Source organism: Tenacibaculum sp. ZH5_bin.1, assembly GCF_042865525.1.
Lineage (GTDB): Bacteria > Bacteroidota > Bacteroidia > Flavobacteriales > Flavobacteriaceae > Polaribacter > Polaribacter mesophilus.
Window position 1 is genome coordinate 581,629 of sequence record NZ_JBEGIO010000001.1, and the last position, 22,692, is coordinate 604,320.

Annotated in this window: 23 protein-coding genes; 18 read left to right on the forward strand and 5 right to left on the reverse strand. The window is 32.0% G+C overall.

Features of this window, described 5'->3' with window-relative positions; genetic code table 11:
- Positions 1–2 precede the first annotated feature (2 nt).
- The 3 genes from ABHQ57_RS02645 to ABHQ57_RS02655 are packed head-to-tail and all read right to left on the reverse strand — an operon-like array spanning position 3 to position 3,090.
- Positions 3–1,415: an ATP-binding protein gene (locus ABHQ57_RS02645; RefSeq protein WP_167712700.1), complete on the reverse strand. Its 1,413-nt coding sequence runs from the start codon at positions 1,413–1,415 to the stop codon at positions 3–5.
- Between the two features lie 50 nt (positions 1,416–1,465).
- On the reverse strand, positions 1,466–1,936 hold the full coding sequence (locus ABHQ57_RS02650) for a hypothetical protein (RefSeq protein ID WP_047787965.1): 471 nt from the start codon (positions 1,934–1,936) through the stop codon (positions 1,466–1,468).
- A gap of 2 nt (positions 1,937–1,938) precedes the next feature.
- A complete protein-coding gene (locus ABHQ57_RS02655; RefSeq protein ID WP_167712702.1) occupies positions 1,939–3,090 on the reverse strand; it encodes a DNA polymerase III subunit delta' in 1,152 nt (383 codons plus the stop codon).
- Between the two features lie 119 nt (positions 3,091–3,209).
- Here ABHQ57_RS02655 and ABHQ57_RS02660 point away from each other — a divergent pair, with 119 nt between their 5' ends.
- The 3 genes from ABHQ57_RS02660 to ABHQ57_RS02670 all read left to right on the forward strand — a co-directional run bounded on the left by ABHQ57_RS02660 (position 3,210) and on the right by ABHQ57_RS02670 (position 6,264).
- Complete coding sequence (locus ABHQ57_RS02660; RefSeq protein WP_047787963.1) at positions 3,210–3,434, forward strand: FeoA family protein; 225 nt, start codon at positions 3,210–3,212, stop codon at positions 3,432–3,434.
- Between the two features lie 3 nt (positions 3,435–3,437).
- Positions 3,438–5,543, forward strand: coding sequence for a ferrous iron transport protein B (feoB, locus tag ABHQ57_RS02665; RefSeq protein ID WP_196781599.1), 2,106 nt, complete (start codon positions 3,438–3,440; stop codon positions 5,541–5,543).
- 217 nt (positions 5,544–5,760) lie between these two features.
- A complete protein-coding gene (locus tag ABHQ57_RS02670; RefSeq protein WP_159508821.1) occupies positions 5,761–6,264 on the forward strand; it encodes a DUF3575 domain-containing protein in 504 nt (167 codons plus the stop codon).
- Between the two features lie 80 nt (positions 6,265–6,344).
- Here the strand turns inward: ABHQ57_RS02670 and brnQ are convergent, their stop codons facing one another.
- Entirely contained in the window at positions 6,345–7,631 is a 1,287-nt protein-coding gene (brnQ, locus tag ABHQ57_RS02675) for a branched-chain amino acid transport system II carrier protein (protein ID WP_167712704.1), read from the reverse strand.
- A 39-nt stretch (positions 7,632–7,670) separates the two neighbouring features.
- On the opposite strand from brnQ, the gene ABHQ57_RS02680 reads away from it, so the two are divergent.
- Both ABHQ57_RS02680 and upp read left to right on the forward strand, forming a co-directional pair.
- On the forward strand, positions 7,671–8,444 hold the full coding sequence (locus ABHQ57_RS02680; RefSeq protein WP_167712706.1) for an alpha/beta fold hydrolase: 774 nt from the start codon (positions 7,671–7,673) through the stop codon (positions 8,442–8,444).
- A gap of 42 nt (positions 8,445–8,486) precedes the next feature.
- Positions 8,487–9,140 carry a uracil phosphoribosyltransferase gene (gene upp, locus ABHQ57_RS02685; RefSeq protein ID WP_167712708.1) on the forward strand — a complete coding sequence of 218 codons (654 nt, stop codon included), beginning with the start codon at positions 8,487–8,489 and terminating at the stop codon, positions 9,138–9,140.
- Between the two features lies 1 nt (position 9,141).
- Here the strand turns inward: upp and ABHQ57_RS02690 are convergent, their stop codons facing one another.
- Positions 9,142–10,047 carry a DUF6427 family protein gene (locus ABHQ57_RS02690; protein WP_167712710.1) on the reverse strand — a complete coding sequence of 302 codons (906 nt, stop codon included), beginning with the start codon at positions 10,045–10,047 and terminating at the stop codon, positions 9,142–9,144.
- Positions 10,048–10,089: 42 nt separating this feature from the next.
- Here ABHQ57_RS02690 and ABHQ57_RS02695 point away from each other — a divergent pair, with 42 nt between their 5' ends.
- The 13 genes from ABHQ57_RS02695 to ABHQ57_RS02755 all read left to right on the forward strand — a co-directional run bounded on the left by ABHQ57_RS02695 (position 10,090) and on the right by ABHQ57_RS02755 (position 22,692).
- A complete protein-coding gene (locus tag ABHQ57_RS02695) occupies positions 10,090–10,311 on the forward strand; it encodes a hypothetical protein (RefSeq protein ID WP_047787956.1) in 222 nt (73 codons plus the stop codon).
- Between the two features lie 12 nt (positions 10,312–10,323).
- A complete protein-coding gene (gene trmB / locus ABHQ57_RS02700) occupies positions 10,324–10,995 on the forward strand; it encodes a tRNA (guanosine(46)-N7)-methyltransferase TrmB (protein ID WP_167712712.1) in 672 nt (223 codons plus the stop codon).
- Positions 10,996–11,195: 200 nt separating this feature from the next.
- Entirely contained in the window at positions 11,196–11,519 is a 324-nt protein-coding gene (locus ABHQ57_RS02705; RefSeq protein ID WP_073182287.1) for an MGMT family protein, read from the forward strand.
- Positions 11,516–12,061: a DUF4269 domain-containing protein gene (locus ABHQ57_RS02710; protein ID WP_389862199.1), complete on the forward strand. Its 546-nt coding sequence runs from the start codon at positions 11,516–11,518 to the stop codon at positions 12,059–12,061. The genes ABHQ57_RS02705 and ABHQ57_RS02710 overlap by 4 nt, the downstream gene beginning before the upstream one ends.
- Positions 12,062–12,236: 175 nt before the next feature.
- Entirely contained in the window at positions 12,237–13,367 is a 1,131-nt protein-coding gene (locus tag ABHQ57_RS02715; protein ID WP_047787952.1) for an Mrp/NBP35 family ATP-binding protein, read from the forward strand.
- A gap of 6 nt (positions 13,368–13,373) precedes the next feature.
- On the forward strand, positions 13,374–13,610 hold the full coding sequence (locus ABHQ57_RS02720; RefSeq protein WP_047787951.1) for a NifU family protein: 237 nt from the start codon (positions 13,374–13,376) through the stop codon (positions 13,608–13,610).
- A 182-nt stretch (positions 13,611–13,792) separates the two neighbouring features.
- Entirely contained in the window at positions 13,793–14,848 is a 1,056-nt protein-coding gene (locus ABHQ57_RS02725) for an NAD(P)/FAD-dependent oxidoreductase (RefSeq protein WP_253679353.1), read from the forward strand.
- A 2-nt stretch (positions 14,849–14,850) separates the two neighbouring features.
- Positions 14,851–15,747, forward strand: a complete 897-nt coding sequence (locus tag ABHQ57_RS02730) for a sterol desaturase family protein (RefSeq protein WP_073182285.1) — start codon at positions 14,851–14,853, stop codon at positions 15,745–15,747.
- A 6-nt stretch (positions 15,748–15,753) separates the two neighbouring features.
- On the forward strand, positions 15,754–16,086 hold the full coding sequence (locus tag ABHQ57_RS02735) for a 2Fe-2S iron-sulfur cluster-binding protein (RefSeq protein ID WP_073182284.1): 333 nt from the start codon (positions 15,754–15,756) through the stop codon (positions 16,084–16,086).
- A gap of 168 nt (positions 16,087–16,254) precedes the next feature.
- Positions 16,255–17,763: an aspartate aminotransferase family protein gene (locus ABHQ57_RS02740; RefSeq protein ID WP_047787947.1), complete on the forward strand. Its 1,509-nt coding sequence runs from the start codon at positions 16,255–16,257 to the stop codon at positions 17,761–17,763.
- Between the two features lie 5 nt (positions 17,764–17,768).
- Positions 17,769–19,091 carry a lysine N(6)-hydroxylase/L-ornithine N(5)-oxygenase family protein gene (locus ABHQ57_RS02745; protein WP_167712718.1) on the forward strand — a complete coding sequence of 441 codons (1,323 nt, stop codon included), beginning with the start codon at positions 17,769–17,771 and terminating at the stop codon, positions 19,089–19,091.
- Positions 19,078–20,271 carry an MFS transporter gene (locus ABHQ57_RS02750; RefSeq protein ID WP_231128368.1) on the forward strand — a complete coding sequence of 398 codons (1,194 nt, stop codon included), beginning with the start codon at positions 19,078–19,080 and terminating at the stop codon, positions 20,269–20,271. The genes ABHQ57_RS02745 and ABHQ57_RS02750 overlap by 14 nt, the downstream gene beginning before the upstream one ends.
- 3 nt (positions 20,272–20,274) lie before the next feature.
- A complete protein-coding gene (locus ABHQ57_RS02755) occupies positions 20,275–22,692 on the forward strand; it encodes a GNAT family N-acetyltransferase (protein WP_167712720.1) in 2,418 nt (805 codons plus the stop codon).

The window sequence follows — 22,692 nt, forward strand, 5'->3', positions numbered from 1 at the left end:
GTTTATGTTTTAGGTAATATTACAGTAAAAACAGTTCCAACTCCTTTAGTTGAAGTAAAGGATATTGTACCGTCATACGCTTCAATTATATTTTTTATGATAGATAGTCCTAAGCCCATTCCACTAGTTTTAGTAGTAAATTTAGGCTCGAAAATTAACTCCTTATTTTCTTCACTAATACCTTTTCCGTTATCAGAAACTGTTATTTTAACACTATTTCCTTCAGAAGCAACTTTAACTTCTATTTTAGGATTTTTATCAGTGTCTTTTATTGCCTGAATTGAGTTTTTAACTAAGTTGGTGACAATTCGTATCAACTGTGTTTTGTCTAAACTTGCATACAGCTCTCTCTCTTGAGGGAAATAATGTATGTAATCTTCAGTAAAAATATCTAACGAGTGTTTAACGATATCAACTACATTCAATTTTTCTCTACGCTGTGTAGGCATTTTAGCAAAATCAGAAAAAGCAGAAGCAATAGAACTCATTACATCAATTTGTTGAATAAGCGTTTCGCTGTACTCAGACATTTTTTCTTTGATATTAGGATCTTCTGGATTGAATTTTCTTTCAAAACTTTGTACTGACAAGCGCATAGGTGTTAACGGATTTTTAATCTCGTGAGCTACCTGTTTGGCCATTTCTCTCCAGGCTTGTTCTCGCTCACTTTGCGCTAGTTTTACAGCACTTTCTTCTAACTGGTCAATCATGTTGTTATAAGCGGCAACCAGCGAATTGATTTCTGAACTAGCAGAGTTTAAAGTAATTTTTTCGTTACGCTTATTTAAACGGGTCTCGTTTATTTTTTGCGAGATGGTTTGAATGGATCTAGTAATATAAGTTGATAAAAAGTAAGCTAAAACAATGGCAATAATGAGCATTAGCAAATAAACTAATGATAGACGAGAAATAAACTCTCGTAGTTCATGTTTTTGCTCTTCATTATCTTGTGCAATTTGTAATTCTAAAATTCCAATCCTTTTAAAACGAGGGTCGTTTAAGTAAGTGTATGAAGATTGGTAAGTGATACCTTTTTCAGTTCTACTTTTTAAAATTTTATGATTTGAGTTGTTGGCTAAATCTTTAACAGTTTCATTAGGAAGGTTTTGTCCTTCTTTTTTATCAAAATTATAAGGAATGGAAGATTTTAGCAACTTTCCATCCATATCATACATAGAAATTGTAAGTTTATGAACGTATGCTATATCGTAAATTCTATCTTGAAAAATTTTAGCTAAATTCTCAGTAGTTACTGGATATGTGGTTCTGCGTTTGAGTTCTATTTCAATGTCTTGTTTTGTAGAAAACTCTTTACGTTCAAAACGTGCAGTATTATAATCTTTTGTTTGCTCATCGTATTGGTATATGGTAACCATTACAATTAAAATTGATGCCAATAGCACTAAAAGTATCATTGACAGGAAAATTCTAATTCGAAGTGATATGTTATTGAAAATACGCAATTTTATAATTCAATTTTTTTAGTTCTCATAAGCAAAGTATCATCTGTTTCTCCATCATTATCCCAGTCATAAGTAGAGGTAGCGCTAAAACCATTGTTAGTTTGTGTAATTTTATACCAAGCTTGTACTTGCTTTCCTAAATACGGATAATCAACAAATAAACTATCTCCACTAGTTTTCCACTTACCGTTAGTTTCACCAACTTTTTTCCCATCGGCTTGTACAAACCATGCAGAAAAAGTACCATCGCTGTTATAGGTAGATTGTGCTTTTCCTGAATTAGGTTTGCTAAAATCGTCTTCAAAAACAGAAGTGCTATCGGTTTCGTTGGCAGTTAAATATTCAATTTTCAAATATGTTGTTTCCCAATTTCCAACCAAATATTCTTGTAATTGCGGTCCTTTTTTTTCTTGTTTACAAGCAACAAAAAGTATTCCGAAAATAAGTGCGGTAATTATGTGTTTTGTTTTCATGATTAAGATTGGATTTTTTCTTCTTTGGTGTGTAGAAGACGCGTTAGTTTAATAGATAAATCTAACAAAATAATTTTAGCATTTCCGTTTCTTTCAATATGATACTGTGCGTCACTTACTTCTTTTTCTATGATTAAGATATTAGCACTATGAATAAACGGAGCAAATTTTGCGAGTTCGAAGTTTGCAGACTGAGTTTCTAAAAAAACTAAATCTGGCGTTCCGTAATTTAGAAGTAAAGCTTGCCTAAAAAATTGCAAACAATACTGTAAGAATTGTTTTTGAGTTTCTCTACCAGATTTAGCAATTTCTTCAGACCAACCAATTAAATCTTGAATAACAGCGGCATTTCCTTTGGCTCTAAATGCAGCCCTAATCCAAGTAATAAACCATTGTTCAAAAACTAAATCGTTTGAATTGTTGTTTAAAATGTGTAGAGCCTTGTTATAATTCCCTTCTGATTGATGAGCAATCTTTATTGCTTCGTTCTCTGATATTTCTTTTTGTTGTGTTAGAGCATTGGCTATGTCACTTTCACTTAGTGCTGGGAAGTGCAATGCCTGACATCGAGATTTTATGGTATTAATAATTTGCTCTTCATCTTCAGTAATAAGGATGAAAATAGTTTTACTAGGTGGCTCTTCAATCAGTTTTAATAATTTGTTAGAGGCGGCAATGTTCATCTTTTCTGCCATCCAAATAATCATTACTTTAAAACCACCTTCGTATGATTTTAACTGTAATTTTTTTACAATGTCTTCCGCTTCATCAACACCAATTTGTCCTTGTTTATTTTCAACACCAATATGTTGTAACCAATTAAACAAACTTCCATAAGGTTGCTCCTCTATAAAAGACCTCCAATCATCTAAAAATAAATTACTAACTGGGTGCTTTTTAACAGAATCATTTGTAGTTACAGGAAACGCAAAATGTAAATCTGGATGCTGTAGTTTGCTACATTTAATGTTGCAGGCTTCTACATTATCGGAGAAGTTACATAATAAGAATTGAGCGTAGGCAATTGCCATTGGTAAAGTACCACTACCTTCTTTACCAACAAAGAGTTGTGCATGCGGAATTCTGTTATTTTCAGCCGATTGCTGTAGGTGGTTTTTTATATGTTCTTGCCCAAGAATATCGTCGAAAGTCATACTACAAATATAAGACATCAAATAGAGAGAGCAACCTATTAAATAAATCATAATATTGTGTTGGTATACTGTTTAGAACGATTCTATTTTAGTATATTTGCAAGCTAAAAATATATCTTTTGAGTACTATCGCATCGTTACATTTAGGGGAAAAAGGAATTATATCTGAAGAGTGCTTGGATAAAATTCCGTTGAAATTATTAGAAATGGGGTGTTTACCCGGAAGTGAAGTAGAGTTGCTTCAAATAGCTCCATTAAAAGACCCAATGTATATATGTGTAAACGGAAGTCATTTAGCGATTCGAAAAGAAACAGCTTGTCAAATTTCAATTATAAAACTATAGCTGATGAGTAATCGTATTAATGTAGCCTTAATTGGAAATCCTAATACAGGTAAAACATCATTGTTTAATCAGTTAACAGGGTTAAACCAAAAAGTAGGAAATTACCCTGGTGTTACGGTTGACAAAAAACAAGGAGTTTGTAAATTGCCTAATGATAAAAATGCAACGATTACTGATTTACCTGGTACTTATAGTATTAATCCCACCTCTATAGATGAAAGTATTGTTTTAAAAACTTTGATGACTACGCATCAAGAAGAAAAACCAGATGTAATTGTTGTAGTTGCTGATATTGAAAATTTAAAAAGGAATTTATTACTCTTTTCGCAAATTCAAGATTTAGAAGTTCCGACGATTTTAGCGTTAAACATGGCTGATCAACTAAAGCGAAAAGGGATTTCTATAGATGTGCCAGCCTTAGAAAAAGAACTACATACCAAAGTAGTGTTAATGTCGGCAAGGACTAACGAGGGAGTTGATGACTTAAAAAAAGAAGTAGCTAATTATAATTCGTTAAAAGTACACTCAACTTTCAACGAATTATCTCAAAAGATTGATAGTGCTTACTTTGAAAAGTTAGCTAAAGTAAGTAATGAATTTACAGCTTATGAGTTGTGGATGATGCTTACAAAAAATCATAAACCATTACTTTCTTCCTCAGAAAAAGAAGCAATAAAAGAATTTGAAGGAGAAATTACAAAGCAAAAAAAGTATCAACATAAAGAAACTATATATAGATATCAGCAAATAAATGCTGTTTTAAATAAAACCTACAAGGTAGATGCTTCTCAAGCTACGGATGTACGTAGTAAACTAGATAGAGTTTTTACTCATAAAATATTTGGGTATGTTATTTTCTTTGGATTGTTATTATTGATATTTCAATCTATTTTCGATTGGGCTTCTACTCCCATGGATCTTATTGATGGTTTATTTGCTGATATCGCAGAGTTTACTAAAGCGCAACTACCTGCAGGAATGTTCACCGATTTATTAACTGACGGAATTATTCCTGGAGTAGGTGGTGTAGTAATCTTTATACCTCAAATAGCTATTTTATTCTTGTTTATATCTATTCTTGAAGAAACAGGTTATATGAGTAGAGTAGTATTTTTAATGGATAAAATTATGCGTCGCTTTGGAATGAGTGGTAAAAGTGTAATTCCATTAATTTCAGGTACTGCATGTGCTATTCCAGCAATTATGGCAACTAGAACTATTGCTAGTTGGAAAGAACGATTAATCACTATTTTGGTAACACCCTTTACAACCTGTTCAGCACGATTACCGGTGTATGCAATTTTAATAGCATTAATTATTCCTGATACTAAGTTGTTTGGTTTTTTAAGTTTACAAGGGTTTACTTTATTAGCATTATATATTTTAGGTTTTGCTGCAGCAATTATCGCAGCATATATTTTGCATAAAACATTGAAAATAAAAAACAACTCACTTTTTGTGGTTGAAATGCCTAATTATAAGATACCATCAGTAAAAAATGTGTTTTTTGATGTCTTAGATAAAACAAAAGCATTTGTTTTTGGAGCAGGAAAAATCATTTTAGCAATTTCAATAGTACTTTGGTTTTTAGCGTCTCATGGACCATCATCTTATGAAAATGCTGAGAAAAGTGTTATAGAGAATACTGCAAATAAAAATCTTTCAGAAGAAGATTTAGCTAAAAAAATAGCATCTGCTAAGTTGGCAAACTCATATATAGGAATTGCAGGAAAAACAATAGAACCAGTTGTTAAACCATTAGGTTATGACTGGAAAATAGGTATTGGACTAATTAGTTCTTTTGCAGCAAGAGAAGTGTTTATAGGAACATTAGCTACTATCTATAGCGTAGAAGACGATGGAGAAGATACAACGACTATAAAACAAAAAATGAGGTCAGAAATAAACCCGGAAACAGGAGAAAAAAGATTCAACCTTGCTACGGGAATTTCTTTATTGTTATTTTATGCGTTTGCAATGCAATGTATGGCAACACTAGCAATAGTAAAAAGGGAAACAAAAAGTTGGAAGTGGCCAATGGTTCAACTAGTAAGTATGGGAGTTTTGGCTTATTTATCAGCATTTATAGCCTATCAATTTTTAAGTTAATGCAAGAAGTTTTAACATATCTAGTCGTTTGTGGAGCCGTTATTTTTTTAGTGAAAAAGTTCTTTTTTAAGCCTAAAAAAAATAGCAGCTGTGATACAAATTGTAACTGTTCTTAAGCATGAAATGATAAATAACCAAACTGTTTTTTACAAAAGATGTATGTTTGTGGTATCATCCTTGTAGGAAGTAGATAAATTATAATTAGTAAAAAATTAAAATGAAAAAAATAGTATTAGCAACTGTAGTTTTTATCAGTTCTCTCACGTATGCACAGCAAGAGGTAAAAGTAGATTTACTAGACGCATTGGCTTTTAAAACGCTAGAGGTGTCTTACGAGTATTATACAACTGATCGTTCTTCGGTTGGTATTTCAGCTTTGTTTAACTTTGAAAAAAAATCAGCAGATTTTAGATACAATGAAGAACGAATGTTTACTCCTTTTTTTCGTCATTACTTTACAAACAATAGCAATTGGAACTATTTTGGAGAAGTTTTTATGGGAATAAATACTGGAGAAAGAAAAGTTGAAGTTCAAGGGAGTACAATAAAAAAATATAAGGAATATACTGACGGAGCTTTAGGTTTAGCCTTTGGTTCAAAATACGTATCGTCTGGAGGATTTGTACTTGATGTATATGGAGGTTTAGGGAGGAACCTATTTACTTCAGAAGCTCGATCAATTGTGCCAAGAGTAGGAATAAATTTAGGGTATCGTTTTTAAGGTGCTCAACTTAAATAAAAATAAAAAGCTCGTTATTACGAGCTTTTTGTTTATATATAATATATCATTCATTAAGTAACTTATTCAGTTGGAATTTGCTTTTTGCTTTTAATCAAATTAGCAAAAACAAAACTCAATATAGCAGGTAATACCCACCCTAAATTATGATTAGCAAAGGGAATGTTGTTTTTTATTTCAACTAAGTAATTAGGATTGATAATAAAGCCTAAAAAATCTGGAATGCTAAATAAAAAGGTTACTGCTACTACACTTTTAAAAACTAAAGTTGAAGTATATTTTTCAGGTAGTACATTTAGTACAATTAAAACAATAGTAATTGGATAAATAAACATCAAAGAAGGTAGTGCAATATTGATAATATATTTCACATCAAATTGGCCAACGGCAATTCCTAGTAAACAGCTAATAATAGCAGTAATTGTAAAGACCTTTTGAGAGTTATTGCTAATTCCTTTAAAATAATCGGCAGTTCCAGTAATAATTCCAACCGCTGTTGTAAAACAAGCCAAAGCAACTAAAACACTAAGAAAAATACTTCCAATATTCCCTAAAGTTTGATTGCTCAGAGAGTTTAAGATTTCTGTTCTATTAGCACTTTCAGAAAAGGTAGAACTAAATAAAACACCGTTGTAAATAAGGCCAGCATAAATAATTAATAAGCCTATACCAGCAATAAAACCTGCTTTGGTAATAAGCTCTTTTTTCTCTTCAAAAGTTGTATTCGTGTTAAAATTCATTGAAATGACTAAGACACCACCAACAACTATGGAAGCAATGGCATCAAAAGTTTGATATCCTTCTAACAAACCATCAACAAATGGAGCTTTAAGGGTAGTTGGAGCAATCATATCAGGAGCTGTAAAAAAACCAACGAAAATAATAGCTAATAAAATGATTATAATAAGAGGTGTTAAAAACTTGCCTAGTAGGTTTAACACTTTTGACCGGTTCATGGTAAAAAGAAAAACAAGTCCGAAATAAATTGTACTAGTAACTAAAGAACTACTGTTGCTAAAGTAAGGAGCAATGGCCATTTCATGAGTAACCGAAGCAGTTCTAGGTGCAGGTAAAGCAATACAAATAGTGTATACAACAAAGCAATATATAAGACTAAAAATTGGAGAGACTTTTTTGCCAAAATCATACATAGTACCCTGTAGTTTGGCATGGGCTAAAATACCTATCATAGGAATAATAACAGCAGTAATAAAAAAGCCAATAGTTACCCAAAACCATAAGCTTCCAGCATTTTTTCCTAAAAATGGAGGTAAAATTAAATTACCAGCTCCAAAAAACATTGAAAATAAAGCAAATCCGTTTATAAATATCTCCTTAGTTTTGTGCATTGCTTAACAAATTAGTAAGCGACGAATATACATTAAAAAATGATTGCAAAATTTAAGGAAACCACTGTTTTTTATACAGATACTGGTAAAGGAAGTAGTATTGTTTTATTACACGGGTTTTTAGAAAATAGGACTATGTGGAATGAGGTGGTTGATGAGTTATCCAGAAAAAATCGCGTGATTTGTATTGACTTATTAGGGCATGGAAAAACAGGATGTGTTGGGTATATTCATACGATGGAAGAAATGGCAGAAGCAGTAAAATCTGTTTTAAGAGAATTAAAAATTCGTCGAGCTACCTTTATTGGACATTCCATGGGGGGATATGTTGCTTTGGCATTTACAGAAAAATATCAAAAAAATGTAAAAGGAATTTGTTTGATGAACTCTACCTCTCAAGCAGATAGTGAAGAACGAAAAAAGTTACGACTCAGAGCTGTTGAAATGGCTAAGGAAAATTACGAAACATTGGTAAAAATGTCAATTAGCAACTTGTTTGCAGAGAATATGCGTTTACAGTTATCCGAAGAAATAGAAAAAATAAGAGAAGAAGCCTTAAAAACACATGTTAGAGGATATATTGCAGCAACAGAGGGAATGCGTTTGCGAGAAAACAAGGAAGTTGTTTTACAAACAATAGAAAAGAGATTGATGATAGCAGGAAAAAATGACCCAATATTAAATTATACTACTGTTGAAGAAGAAGCAAAGAGAACTAATACCTCATTAATTGCAATACCAAACGGACATATGAGTCATGTTGAAGCAAAAGAAGAACTATTAAAAGCACTAACCAACTTTATAAAAGCTTGATAAAATCTGTTACTTTTGTAGCGTACAAAAAGAATACACCTCATGAAAACTCATCATTTAGCCAAACAAAATTCTATTCTTAATAAATTCCTAGCTGAACTCAGAGACACATCAGTTCAAAAAGATTCAATGCGTTTTCGTAGAAATATCGAACGAATAGGTGAAGTGATAGGATACGAGTTAAGTAAAGAGTTACACTATAAGGTTAAAGAAATAACAACGCCTTTAGGAACAAAAAAGGTAGAATTGCCAGAAAATGATATAGTATTGTGTTCTATTCTTAGAGCAGGGTTACCACTACACAATGGAGTTTTAAACTATTTTGATGATGCAGAGAATGCATTTATATCAGCATATCGCCATCACCCAAACAATGACGAAGAGTTTGAAATCGTGGTAGGGTATTTTGCTTCGCCTTCAATAGATGGAAAAACATTATTACTTATAGATCCTATGTTGGCAACAGGCCGTTCAATGGTTGAGGTTTATGAGGGCATAAAAAAGTATGGAACTCCAAAAGAAATAATAATAGCTTCGGTTATTGGTTCAGTTCAAGGTGTAGAATATGTAGCTAAACACTTACCAGAGAGCACTACTTTATGGATTGGTGATATTGATGAAAAACTAAATGATAAAGGCTATATAGTGCCAGGTTTAGGAGATGCAGGTGATTTAGCTTATGGAGCAAAAATGTAGTTTATGCAATAGCACTCATTGTAAAAGACACTATTAAGAATAAGAGAATAATAACATCAGCATACCATTTTTTTTGAAAAAACTCAATTCCATTAGCTAAAATAACAGAAACAGGGAATAATACATATAAAAACTCACTTCCAGAACCGTCTTGAACTAAAAGTAAAATAGCTGTAGTGATTACAAGATGAGTAAGAATTAATATCCAGTTTTTTCTAAATTTATTTTTAATAGCAAGTGCCTTTGGGCTTTTTAAAAAAATAGAAGCTATTAAAAAAAAGCTTATGAAAAGAATAGGGAACAAATACTTTTCATGAGAATAAAAGCTTAAATCAGGGTAAAAATCCCAATCAAAAAGTAACCAAAATTTTTCAAGGTTATCATACCAAAAATAGTAGGTGAAGTATAAAAAAACAGGAGAGCAAAAAGCAATTATAGGAGTTAATAATGTTTGATAAGTAAATCGTTGATGCAAAAATATAGATAGGTAAAGTAATATTAATAATAAAGGAGCATAAGGTTCTATTAAAAACGATACTCCAAGCCATAAACCACCATCAAACAATTTATGCAGCATGTTTTTTGAAGACTGTAAACTGTATACTTTTCGTAAAAAAAGAAGTATAGTTAAGTTAGCATAAAAAGTTTTATTTATCTGTATAGTATCAGGAAAAAAACCTATTAGTATAACAAAAAACAAAAAAGCAAAAGAATTATCATAAGTCAATAAATTCTTGGCAAGAATAAAGTTGTATACAGAAAAAACAACTAAAAACCAACCAAGTTCTTTAATTAAATTAAAAGATAATTGCTTAGAAAAAATACTTAAAACAAAATACCCTAAAAACAGTACAAACAGTACAATAAAATTTATAGGCTTAGATTTACCGAAAAAATTGGCTAACATTGTTTCTTTTTATATTTTTGCAGCTGTAAAGATACTTAAGATATGATAGCAGGCAATATTTTTAGATGGATTGGTAGTTTATTTACCGACTTTTTATTTGCACCATTCAATTGGTTACGCTTAACGTTAGCTAAATCAGATGCAGGTTGGTGGACTTCAAACGCTGTAAACTGGTTCTTTTTATTAGTGTTATTAGTGTTATTTGCATATTGGATGAAAGAAGCTGCTCGTTTTAAAAGAGAAGGAACAGAAGATAGAGCCTAATTTCTACACACTTTGGGAAGCAAAAATAAATTAAAACGTTTCAAAGAAAACGAAACGTTTGCTAACGTTATTCAACCAACACGCGAAGAAGTAATTAACGATTTTTCTTATAAAGGAAAATGGAATACTTTTTTTAAAAACGACAATCCAATAGTTTTAGAGCTAGGTTGTGGTAAAGGTGAGTACACGATTGCTTTAGCAGAAAAAAATCCTGATAAAAACTTTATTGGAATTGATATTAAAGGCGCACGATTTTGGCGTGGAGCTAAAACAGCGCTAGAAAATAACATGGAAAATGTAGCTTTTATTAGAACACAAATAGAGTTAGTAGATTATATTTTTGCTGAAGATGAAGTTTCTGAAATTTGGATTACTTTCCCAGATCCTCAAATAAAATATAAGCGTACTAAACATCGTATGACGAATTCTGAGTTTTTAAAGAAATACCATGGTATTTTAAATTCAGAAGGAACAGTCAACCTAAAAACCGATAGTGAATTCATGCATGGTTACACTTTAGGTTTATTGCATGGAGAAGGTCACGAAATTTTGCACGCTAATCACGATGTGTATAAAAATGTGTACAGTCCAGAAGAGGTAACCAGTACGCAAACATTCTACGAAAAACAATATTTAGAAATCGGAAAACCGATTACTTATATAAAATTTAAACTTAATTACTAATCCTGCTTTTTGCAGGATTTTTTGTTTTTAGGCGTTCCCCTTCGGGTCGCGCTTTCCGCGTTACATGGTAATTTGCTACAATCGCTAACGTGTTAGGTTTGTGAAAATGTCCGTTCGAGTGATTTTCAAGATTGAAATGAGTGAAAATTGTATCGAGAACCATATTCGTATATTTTTTAAAAGAACCCTATTTTTACCACATGGCAGATAAAAATTTCTTCGAAAAAGTGTACGAAGTAGCGCGTTTAATACCACATGGAAGAGTTACAAGTTACGGAGCTATAGCAACCTATTTAGGAGCAGCTCGTTCAGCAAGAATGGTAGGTTGGGCAATGAATAACTCTTCAGAAAAAGAAGTACCAGCACATCGAGTAGTTAATAGAAAAGGATTATTAACAGGAAAACATCATTTTGACGGAACAAATCTTATGCAACAATTGTTAGAAAGTGAAGGAATAGAGGTGGTTGAGAATCAAATTCAAGATTTTGAAAAGGTATTTTGGAATCCAAGTGAAGAATTGTGATAAACTTCAGAGATATAACATACTTAAAAGAAGGAACTGTCCGTCAAAAAGAAGCTCATAAAGTATTATTAGAGCTGAATATTTTTGAACTATTAAAACACTTCAATCCTATTTTAGTGGGTACTATACCCATAAATATTGATGTAGACTCAAGTGATTTAGATATTATTTGTCAAAGTGATAATCATGAAGAGTTTGTAAAAGTTGTGAGCGAAAACTATGGAGAGTTTTCAAGGTTTGAAATAAAGACGATACCATCATACAAAAACTTAAAAACAACAATTATTACATTTGAGTACAAGGCTTTTCCAATAGAGATTTTTGTGCAGAATAAACAGCCAGAAAAGCAAGACTCATATCTACATATGCTTATCGAATATCAAGTATTGTTAAAAGAAGGAAAAGAATTCAGGTCTAAAATTATAGCTCTAAAACAACAAGGATTTAAAACTGAACCAGCGTTTGCGCAACTTTTAGGTCTAGAGGGTAATCCGTATGAAGTGTTATTAACATACGGGTTTGAGAAAGGTTATATTTCTTGATTTTTTCTAAAAAAATCAAGTTTAAAATCATCTATAAAACCAACTTATCAACCTATAAATATTACCAATCTAAAGACTTTATTTTCTGAGGGCTAAAACGTATCTTTGCAGTTAAGATTAAATAAAAATAAGCAACAAGCTTGTCGCTTGCTGTTTAAAGCATATAGCATAAAACATGAGTTTTAAAAAACAAGATATATACAAAGCGTTAGAAACCATAACGGCACCAGGAGAAGGTAAAAGTTTAGTAGAAAACGAAAATATAACAAATGTAGTTACATTTGGAGATGAGGTTATTGTAGATGTTACTATTTCAAATCCATCATTACAAGCAAAAAAGAAGGTAGAAGTTGAGATAATGAAAGCAATTCACCAACACGTTGATCAAAAAATCGATGTAAAAGTGAATGTGAAGGTGGAAGTTCAACAAAAAGAAAATCCAAATCAAATTAGAGGGAAAGAAATTCCCAATATTCAAAATATCATAGCTATAGCTTCAGGTAAAGGTGGAGTAGGAAAATCTACCATTACCTCAAACATGGCAGTTTCATTAGCTAAAATGGGCTTTAAAGTAGGAGTGTTAGATGCCGATGTTTATGGACCATCACAGCACTTAATGTTTGATGTAGAAAGAGAAAAACCATTAGCGGTAAACGTAAATGGGCGTTCAAAAATGAAGCCGATTGAAAGTTATGGAGTAAAACTATTATCATTAGGTTTCTTTACAGATCCAAGTCAGGCAGTGATTTGGCGTGGACCAATGGCTTCAAAAGCGTTAAATCAATTAATTTTTGATGCAGATTGGGGAGAGTTAGATTTCTTATTAATAGATTTACCTCCAGGAACAGGAGATGTACATTTATCAATAGTGCAAGCAGTACCAATTAACGGTGCGGTCGTGGTAAGTACACCTCAAAACATTGCCTTAGCAGATGCTAAAAAAGGAGTGGCAATGTTTAAACAAGAAAGTATTAACGTACCAGTATTAGGTATCGTTGAAAATATGGCGTATTTTACACCAGCAGAACTTCCTAACAATAAATATTATATTTTTGGAGAAGGAGGTGCTAAAAATTTAGCAGAAGATATTGAAACTAGTTTCTTAGGAGAAATACCATTAGTACAAAGCATACGAGAAGCAGGTGATGTTGGACACCCAGTAGCGTTACAAGAAAATACACCACTAGCAGAAGCTTTTACAGAGGTAACTAAAGAAATGGTTTCGCAACTATTAAAAAGAAATGCAAACTTACCACCAACAGAAGTAGTACGAATTACTACTATGAGTGGTTGTAGCTCAAAATAAGCAGTTATGGCAACAGAAGACATAAGAAATAACGTAGAAAAAGCGTTGGAAGAAATCCGCCCTTTTTTAGTAAGTGATGGAGGTAATATAAAATTATTATCTATAGAAAACAGTACAGTAAAAGTACAATTAGAAGGAGCTTGTAGTGGATGTTCTGTTAATCAAATGACTCTGAAAAATGGAGTAGAGGCAACAATAAAAAAATACGCACCAGAAATTAAAGAGGTAATTAATGTTGAATAACCTGATTTATATCAGGTTTTGATTAACAAAAGTATCATATTTTTGAGTTTTAAGCGTTTCCTTTACTTATTTTTTTATACAATAAGTAACACTTAAACAGGCCTTTCAATTATTAACACATACAATTCCTGCCTTATTTTTAAGGTGGGAATCTCAATATAAAAAGAAAATTTTGTTACAAAATGATAAATACAGATATACTTATTATTGGAGCAGGGCCTACTGGGCTTTTTACTGTTTTTGAAGCAGGGTTGTTAAAATTACGTTGCCATTTAATTGATGCCTTACCGCAACCAGGAGGGCAATGTTCAGAAATTTATCCCAAAAAGCCAATTTACGATATTCCAGCATATCCAGAAATTTTAGCAGGTGATTTAACCGATAAATTAATGGAACAAATTAAACAATTTGAACCAGGTTTTACACTAGGTGAACGTGCTGATACTATTGAAAAGCAAGAAGACGGAACGTTTATTGTAACTACTAATAAAGGAACAAAGCACCAAGCACCCGTAGTAGCAATTGCAGGAGGCTTAGGAAGCTTTGAACCACGTAAACCACCGATTCCTAATATTGCAGATTTTGAAGACAAAGGAGTAGAATACATGATTAAAGAACCAGAAATTTATCGTGACAAAAACGTGGTAATTGCTGGAGGAGGAGACTCTGCTTTAGATTGGTCTATCTTCTTAACAGATGTGGCAAAATCTGTAACGTTAATTCACAGAAGAAATGAATTCCGTGGAGCTTTAGACTCTGTTGATAAAGTACAAGAGTTAAAAAATGAAGGTAAACTAATGTTAATTACACCGGCAGAAGTTAAAGGTATTGTAGGAGAAGAAAAGGTAGAAGGCGTAGTAGTAGAGCAAAAAGATCAAGAACCATTTACATTACCTTGTGAACATTTTATTCCGTTATTTGGATTGTCTCCAAAATTAGGTCCTATTGCAAATTGGGGATTAGAAATTGAGAAGAATGCCATAAAAGTAAATAATGCATTAGATTATCAAACAAATGTAGAAGGAATTTATGCAATTGGAGATGTAAATACATATCCAGGAAAGTTAAAATTAATTCTATGCGGATTCCATGAAGCAACCTTAATGTGCCAGAGTGCTTACAAACGTATTCATCCAGATAAAAAATATGTGATGAAGTATACGACGGTAGGTGGTGTTGATGGATTTGATGGTACTAGAAAAGAAGCCCCAAAAGCAGTAGTTAAAGCGATTAATTAAGCATGACATTAACTGAATATATACAGCAGTTATCAGAAGATAAATTATTGTACTTCGCCTTACCTGTATTTTTCATTTGCATGTTGGTAGAATACCGAATAGCAAAAGAAAAATACCATGGTAAAGACACTGGAGTATCAATGCTAATGATGGTATTTTCTGCTATTGTTGAGTTTATTCCGAAAATTTTAGCCTTCATAGCGTTTTTCTATTTGTATGAGATGAGTCCGTTAAAAGGTATAGTTCAACGTCAATGGTGGGCATGGATTTTATTGTTATTGGCTGATGATTTTGCTTATTACTGGTTTCACCGATTAAATCACGAAGTACGTTTGTTTTGGGCAGGTCATGTACCACATCATTCATCGGTGCATATGAATTTAGGAACAGCATTGCGTCAAGGAGTCGGTGAACGTATCCATAAATTTTTCTTTTGGATGTGGATTCCTTTATTAGGATTTGATCCATTAATGATGTTTACTATGATGGGAATCAGTTTAATTTATCAGTTTTTTGTGCATACAGAATTGGTAGATAAACTTCCAAAGCCTATTGAGTTAATTTTCAATACACCATCACATCATAGAGTACATCACGCATCTAATATTCGTTATTTAGATTGTAATCATGCAGGAATTTTAATTATTTGGGATCGTATCTTTGGTACTTTCTCTGAAGAATTAAAAGAAATTGATAAACCAGTATATGGATTAACCGTAAATATTGAAACGTTTAATCCAGTAAAAGTGGCTACTCATGAATATGCTGCAATTTGGAAGGATGTTAAAAGAGCTGATACATGGAGTGATAAGCTAAATTATATCTTTAACTCACCCGGTTGGACACATGATGGAGAAGATAAAAGAGCAAAAACACTTCGAAAAAAAATGAACCTGTAAAATAAAATGGAACAAGATATTACTATAAAAATTACTGATCGTGACGGGGTAACGCATGAGATACAAGCACCCACAGATATGGCAATGAATTTGATGGAAGTGGTTCGTTCGTACGAATTAGCTCCTGAAGGAACTATTGGAATTTGTGGTGGAATGGCAATGTGTGCTTCTTGTCAATGCTATGTAAAATCAGATCATGAATTGCCAGAAATGGGAGATGATGAAGAAGCAATGTTAGCAGAGGCTTTTTATGTAGAAGATAATAGCCGATTAGGGTGTCAAATACAAATGACTCCAGATTTAGATGGTTTAGAAGTTGAGTTAGCTCCAGAGAGTTAAGAACAAAAGAATAAAGTTTTTAAAGCGCAGTATTTAGTGTACACTAAATACTGCGCTTTCTTTTTATAAAGTATACCACTTACGTCATTTTAAATTCCATTTGCGTCATTTAATTTGGTTGGTCTAAATATATTTTTGCTTCAAATTATTAAGACTAAATAAAAATAAATGATTCTAAAAACTCCCCCTTCATTAAAAGAATTGTCATTAAATAGTTATTTGTTTAGTGATGAGTCTGTAAAGTTATATGAAGAATACATTCAAAAAACATTTTCTTATATAGAGCGGTTTTTATCTAACAGAACTTTTTATAAAGGAGATGAGCTTGCAGAAATTCTAAAAAACAAAGAACAAGCTAAGCTAATAAATATTGAGGAAACACAAGCGATAGATAGTGTTTTAGAAGAGCTAAACAATTTATATATAAAAAATGCTATTGCTTTTCACAATCCAACTTATGTAGCACACCTAAATTGTCCAATTACACTCCCTTCTATTGTAGCAGAAATGATTGCAACTACAATTAATACAGCCGTTGAAACATGGGATCAGAGTACTTCGGCAACTTTTATAGAAGAAGAAGTAATTCAATGGACTTCAAAAGTATTTAATATGTCTGATAATTCAGATGGAGTATTCACAAGTGGAGGAACACAGTCTAACTTTATGGCAATGTTAATGGCCAGAGACGATTATGCTTTCAAACATTTTGGCATAAACATTAAGCAACATGGGTGGAGTAATGAAATAAGTAAGTTTAGAATTTTTTGTTCTGAAAAAGCCCACTTTAGTATTCAAAAGAGTGCAGCTCTTTTAGGTATGGGATATGATGCTGTTATTCCAGTAAGAGTAGATGAAAGAATGCAAATGGATACTAACGAGTTAGTCTTGGCTATAGAAAAAACAAAACAAGAAGATAATATTCCAATTGCAATAGTAGCTACATTAGGAACTACCGATTACGGTAGTTTTGATTCAATTAAAATCATAGGGAAAATTGCTAAAGAAAATCAAATGTGGCTACATGCAGATGGGGCATATGGAGGAGCCTATGCACTTACGAACACGCATAAAGAATATTTTAATGGTATTGAAATGGTTAATTCAATAACGGTTGATTTTCATAAAACTCTGTTTCAACCAGTAAGTTGTAGTGCTTTTTTGGTAAATAATAAACAATATTTTAAGTACGTATCATATTATGCAGATTATTTAAACCCTATTGAAGAGAAAGATTCTCAAAGACCAAATCTTATAGAAAAATCTATTCAAACGACACGTCGTTTCGATGCCTTAAAAGTTTGGTTAACTTTAAAAACTCTAGGAACAAAAACAATTGCTAACTACTTAGAAGAAGTACATTACCTAGCTAAAAATGTATACTTAGAAATTAAAGATAAAGACTGTTTTGAAACTGTACATGAACCAGAATTAAGCACACTAGTATTTAGGTATAAAGCACAAGGTATTAAAGAGAACAGGATTCATGATGCTATAAATTTATATATAAAGAACACTTTATACAAAGCAGGAAAAGCATCCATAGCAAGTACCAAATTAAATGGTAACATATATCTAAAATTTACGCTACTAAACCCTAAAAATACAATTAACAATCTCCTATACATTATAGAAATGATTCAAACTACAGGAGAACAATACAAAATAACAAACTAGAAAAAATGAAGAATAATACAGTTGATTTTATAGCCATAGGTTTAGGACCTTTTAACTTAGGTTTAGCTTGCTTATCAGAACCAATTGAAGATTTAAATGGAGTGTTTCTTGATAAAAAAGAAAAATTTGATTGGCATCCAGGAATGTTATTAGAAAATACAACTTTACAAGTTCCTTTCATGGCAGATCTAGTAACTCTTGCTGATCCTACAAATCCTTTTAGTTTTTTAAATTATATTAAAGAACAGGGCAGAATATATTCTTTTTACATACGAGAAAATTTCTTGTTACTTAGAAACGAATACAATCATTATTGTCAGTGGGTAATTAGTAAACTTTCTAATATATATTTTAATACAGAAGTAACGAATATAGACTACGATCAAAAAGACGGCATTTATGTAGTTACTAGTGTTTGCACAAAAACACAAGAAATTAAAATTTATAAAGCAAAAAAACTGGTTCTAGGAACAGGAACACAACCTTACATTCCTGCTTGTTGTAAAAAGCTAAAAGATGCTGCTGTTCATTCATCACAATACTTACCTAACAAAGAGCAACTACAAAATAAAAAAAGGATAACAGTATTGGGAAGCGGACAAAGTGCTGCTGAAATATTTTTTGATTTATTACAAGAAATAGATACTAAAGGATATGAATTGAATTGGATTACCCGCTCACCACGTTTCTTTCCTTTAGAGTATGCTAAGCTAACATTAGAAATGACTTCTCCAGAGTATGTAGATTACTTTTACAACTTACCAGCATCCAAAAGAGATGCACTCATTAAAAATCAAAAGCATTTATACAAAGGTATAAATCAAGATTTAATAGGAGCTATTCACGATACATTATACGCAAAAAGAGTCCTATCAAAAGAATCATTAAAAGTTTCATTACGTACTAACTCTGAATTGAAAACTACCAAGGTATCAGATGAAGGCATTAAACTAGAACTTCACCAAGTAGAACAAGACAAATATTTTGAACATGAAACAGATGGACTTGTCCTTGCTACAGGATATGAATATAAATTACCAGAGTTTATTGAAGGAATTTCAAATAGAATTCTATGGGATGTTAAAAATCGATTTGATGTACAGCGTAACTATTCAATTGATGAAAATCATAATGAAATTTTTGTTCAAAATGTAGAATTATATACACATGGATTTGTTACACCAGATTTAGGGATGGCTGCTTACAGAAATTCTTATATAATCAAAGAAATAACAGGAGTAGAGCATTATCTTATTGAGCAAAAGATAGCATTTCAGCAGTTTGAGGTTACACAAGAGGAAGAAATAGAGCTCAATGTCTTTGCATAAAGGTATGAAGTTAAAAACATTTTTAATAGTAATGACGTTGGTTGCAGTAGTAAGTGATTATTTACTGCATCCATTTTATCCACAATTTTTTGAGCTTCGTTTTGGAATGACAAACCCTAAAAATGTAGGATATTACTTTGCAGCCATCTGTTTTATGGTAATGATTGCATTTCCATTTTGGGCATATATTTCTAAAAAAATATCAGAATTAAATATTCTAGTGTACACCCAAGCAGTTGCAGGTGTATTAGCATTGTATTGTTATTACACTACATCGTACATTAATTTTTGGGTAGTATCTCTTATCATGGTACTATTTAAAGGAAGTTATTTACTGGTATATCCGTACATTTTAAAAATCATTACAAAAGAAGAACATCCAAGTACAATCGGATTGCTTTCAGTAGTGGTACATTTAGGAGGTATTTTAGGAGCTGTGCTTGGAGGTATAACGGTAGATTATATAAACCCAAGTAGCATTTTTTTAATAATGGCAGCAGGAGATTTTATTCAAATGGCTATGAGTGGTTATTTATTAAAAAGTAAAAAGTATGCTACCGATTTAATCATTTCAGAAGAATCTACCGCTACTGATAAAAAGATAATTCCGAAAGGATTTATCTTGAAATTAGGACTAATTACGTTGATATTATACTTCAGCGACTTTTTAATTAGGCCTTTCTTTTCATCATATTGGGAAAGTTTTTCAACGTACAAAAGCAAATTGGTTTCAGGTACTATATACGCTATCCCGGGCTTTGTAGCCTTAGTAGCCTTGTGGATTAATAATAAGCGAAAATCAAAAGGGCATGAAGGAATTATAAATGCCTTGTTTATAGGGTTAATTGGACTTACGCTACAAGGAATACCCAATGAATTAGTGGTTGTTTTAGGGCGAATTATTTATGGCTGGGCAATTTTTCAAGGAGTTGTGAAATTCGACATTTTATTATTTGAATTAAGCACGCCAGAATCATACTCGGTTGATTATAGTAAAATACATTTCTTCCAAAACTTAGGCGTATTACTAGCTTCTTTAAATGTAGGAGTTATAGTCGATAGTTTCGATTTACGAATGCCTTTTATTATTGCATTAGGCGGATTTACACTCACATTGGTCTTGTACTTTATTGTATTTAAATCGGTAAGAAAAGTACATAAACAACTAGCTAAAACCTAAATTATGATAACAACTGATGCCATAGTTTTTTCAAAAGAGTATAAAGGTTTAGGAACAATAACCATTCGTCCTTTTCAAATAAAAAAAGACAGTGTTTTTTTACAGCAATGGGTAACTCAAGAATATGCTGTTTTTTGGGGGATGCAAAACGCAACAGTAAAAGAAGTTGAAGAAGAATATACCCAACTCATAGCCCCAGAACATTACGATGTTTTTGTAGGAATGTTTAATGGCGAACCGGCATTTATAGTAGAACGTTACAACCCGCAATTAGATATTATTAATGGTTTTTATAAAGCTAAAATATCCGATTGTGGTGTACATATTATTGTAGCACCGCCAAAAATCACTAAAACACCAAACTTTACGTGGTTTATGTTTCGAGCAATTATGGATTTTGTTTTTACAAACCCAACTATTAACAGAATAGTAGTAGAGCCAGATATTCGAAACAAAAAAATGTTTGCGCTGTGTCAACGCATAGGTTTTCAACTGGGAAAGGTGATAGAACTTCCTAACAAAACAGCACAATTAGCATTTTTAACCAAGACCAATTACCAACAAAAAATCCAATCCTTTTCACCATTTAAAAGAAGTGCCATGAATACCTTAGATAATGTGGTTTCTCCACAACAATCAACACAACATATACAACCAAAAGTGTGGCAAAAAGCCAACTTATTACTAGTGAAAAAAGCATTGTGTGAGTTTTCGCATGAACTATTAATACAACCAGTAATAATTCAAGAAGTAGATAATGGATATAAACTGTATAAAGTTTATGCAGATGACACAGAAATTCAATATGAGTTTAAAGCAAAACCAATGGCTTTGAATCATTTGATGATTGATGAAAACTCCATAAGAAAATATATAAAAGAAGTTGAAGAAGAAATTGATGCAATTACATTTATAAAAGAATTTAGAAAAGCGTTAGGAATTGCTGATGAAAAAATGCCTGTGTATTTAGAAGAAGTTATAAGTACACTATACGGAAGTGCATTTAAAATTACCAAAGGAAACCCTACTGTAGAAGAATTAGCAACGGCCGATTTTCAAACGATAGAACAATCTATGACCGAAGGGCATCCAGGGTTTGTAGCAAATAATGGTAGAATAGGGTTTGACAGCAGCGATTATCGTTCTTATGCACCAGAAGCGGGAAATTCTTTTTCGTTATTATGGTTGGCAGGACATAAGTTAAAAGCAGTTTTTTCAGCGATAGAAGCATTGCCTTATGAAAGCCTAATACGTCAGGAATTAGATGTTGATACCATAGCACAATTCAACAAAATAATTGAAGAAAAAGGCTTCAGTCCAAAAGACTACTTGTTTATACCTGTTCATCCATGGCAATGGTTTAACAAACTAGCTACAATTTTTGCTTCAGAAGTAGCCAAAGGAGATTTAATTTGCTTAGGATACGGACCAGATCAATACTTAGCACAACAATCAATTAGAACGTTATTCAATATAAGCAATCCGCAGAAATTTTATACCAAATCGGCATTATCTATTTTAAACATGGGTTTTATGAGAGGATTGCCTTTATACTACTTAGGAACAGCTCCAAAAATGGCAGTTTGGTTAGAAAACCTATTATATAACGATGCTTATATAAAGATAAATGGATTTAGAATGTTAAGTGAAATAGGTTCGGTTAGCTATGTGAATCCATATTTTGAAGAGTTTGGACCACATAACGATTACAATAAAATGCTAGCTTCATTATGGAGAGAAAGTCCATATTCTGTGGTTAAAGAAAACCAAAAACCACTAACGATGGCAGCATTATTACATATAGATCATTATGGAAAAGCATTGTTGCCGGAAATGATTAAAGACTCAGGTATTTCAATAGATAATTGGTTACGTAGCTATTTAAAAGCGTACTTAAGCCCAATGTTACACTGTTTTTACTATTACGATTTAGTGTTTATGCCACATGGGGAAAACATTATTTTGGTATTAGAAAATAACATTCCTGTATATGCTTTACTAAAGGATATTACAGAAGAAGCATGTATTTTAAATCCTGAAGTTGAGCTACCAGAAGAGTTAAAAAGAATGTATGCGCCAGTACCAGAAGATGTCAAGTTACTATCCATATTTACAGATATGTTTGATGGGTTATTTCGCTTTTTAGCCCCAATTTTAGAAAAACATGCGAATTATGGAGAGCATCGTTTTTGGGAACTCGTAGCAGAAAATATTCATGAATATCAAGAGCAGTTTCCTGAACTGTCAGGCAAGTTTAAACAGTATGATTTGTTTGCTGAAGATTTTAAACTTTCGTGTTTAAATAGGTTGCAATTAAATAATCATAAACAAATGATTGATTTAGATGACCCTGTTGCCCTACTCCAATTTGCAGGAAAGTTAAAAAACCCAATAGCGGTATTTAAAAACCAAGAAGTATAA

What these genes read in the sequence shown, in the direction of transcription:
- ABHQ57_RS02645 (WP_167712700.1), bottom strand. Translation starts at nt 1,415, where the DNA reads ATGATACTTTTAGTGCTATTGGCATCAATTTTAATTGTAATGGTTACC.
- ABHQ57_RS02650 (WP_047787965.1), bottom strand. Translation starts at nt 1,936, where the DNA reads ATGAAAACAAAACACATAATTACCGCACTTATTTTCGGAATACTTTTT.
- ABHQ57_RS02655 (WP_167712702.1), bottom strand. Translation starts at nt 3,090, where the DNA reads ATGACTTTCGACGATATTCTTGGGCAAGAACATATAAAAAACCACCTA.
- feoB (WP_196781599.1), top strand. Translation starts at nt 3,438, where the DNA reads ATGAGTAATCGTATTAATGTAGCCTTAATTGGAAATCCTAATACAGGT.
- ABHQ57_RS02670 (WP_159508821.1), top strand. Translation starts at nt 5,761, where the DNA reads ATGAAAAAAATAGTATTAGCAACTGTAGTTTTTATCAGTTCTCTCACG.
- brnQ (WP_167712704.1), bottom strand. Translation starts at nt 7,631, where the DNA reads ATGCACAAAACTAAGGAGATATTTATAAACGGATTTGCTTTATTTTCA.
- ABHQ57_RS02680 (WP_167712706.1), top strand. Translation starts at nt 7,671, where the DNA reads ATGATTGCAAAATTTAAGGAAACCACTGTTTTTTATACAGATACTGGT.
- upp (WP_167712708.1), top strand. Translation starts at nt 8,487, where the DNA reads ATGAAAACTCATCATTTAGCCAAACAAAATTCTATTCTTAATAAATTC.
- ABHQ57_RS02690 (WP_167712710.1), bottom strand. Translation starts at nt 10,047, where the DNA reads ATGTTAGCCAATTTTTTCGGTAAATCTAAGCCTATAAATTTTATTGTA.
- ABHQ57_RS02695 (WP_047787956.1), top strand. Translation starts at nt 10,090, where the DNA reads ATGATAGCAGGCAATATTTTTAGATGGATTGGTAGTTTATTTACCGAC.
- ABHQ57_RS02705 (WP_073182287.1), top strand. Translation starts at nt 11,196, where the DNA reads ATGGCAGATAAAAATTTCTTCGAAAAAGTGTACGAAGTAGCGCGTTTA.
- ABHQ57_RS02715 (WP_047787952.1), top strand. Translation starts at nt 12,237, where the DNA reads ATGAGTTTTAAAAAACAAGATATATACAAAGCGTTAGAAACCATAACG.
- ABHQ57_RS02720 (WP_047787951.1), top strand. Translation starts at nt 13,374, where the DNA reads ATGGCAACAGAAGACATAAGAAATAACGTAGAAAAAGCGTTGGAAGAA.
- ABHQ57_RS02725 (WP_253679353.1), top strand. Translation starts at nt 13,793, where the DNA reads ATGATAAATACAGATATACTTATTATTGGAGCAGGGCCTACTGGGCTT.
- ABHQ57_RS02730 (WP_073182285.1), top strand. Translation starts at nt 14,851, where the DNA reads ATGACATTAACTGAATATATACAGCAGTTATCAGAAGATAAATTATTG.
- ABHQ57_RS02735 (WP_073182284.1), top strand. Translation starts at nt 15,754, where the DNA reads ATGGAACAAGATATTACTATAAAAATTACTGATCGTGACGGGGTAACG.
- ABHQ57_RS02740 (WP_047787947.1), top strand. Translation starts at nt 16,255, where the DNA reads ATGATTCTAAAAACTCCCCCTTCATTAAAAGAATTGTCATTAAATAGT.
- ABHQ57_RS02745 (WP_167712718.1), top strand. Translation starts at nt 17,769, where the DNA reads ATGAAGAATAATACAGTTGATTTTATAGCCATAGGTTTAGGACCTTTT.
- ABHQ57_RS02750 (WP_231128368.1), top strand. Translation starts at nt 19,078, where the DNA reads ATGTCTTTGCATAAAGGTATGAAGTTAAAAACATTTTTAATAGTAATG.
- ABHQ57_RS02755 (WP_167712720.1), top strand. Translation starts at nt 20,275, where the DNA reads ATGATAACAACTGATGCCATAGTTTTTTCAAAAGAGTATAAAGGTTTA.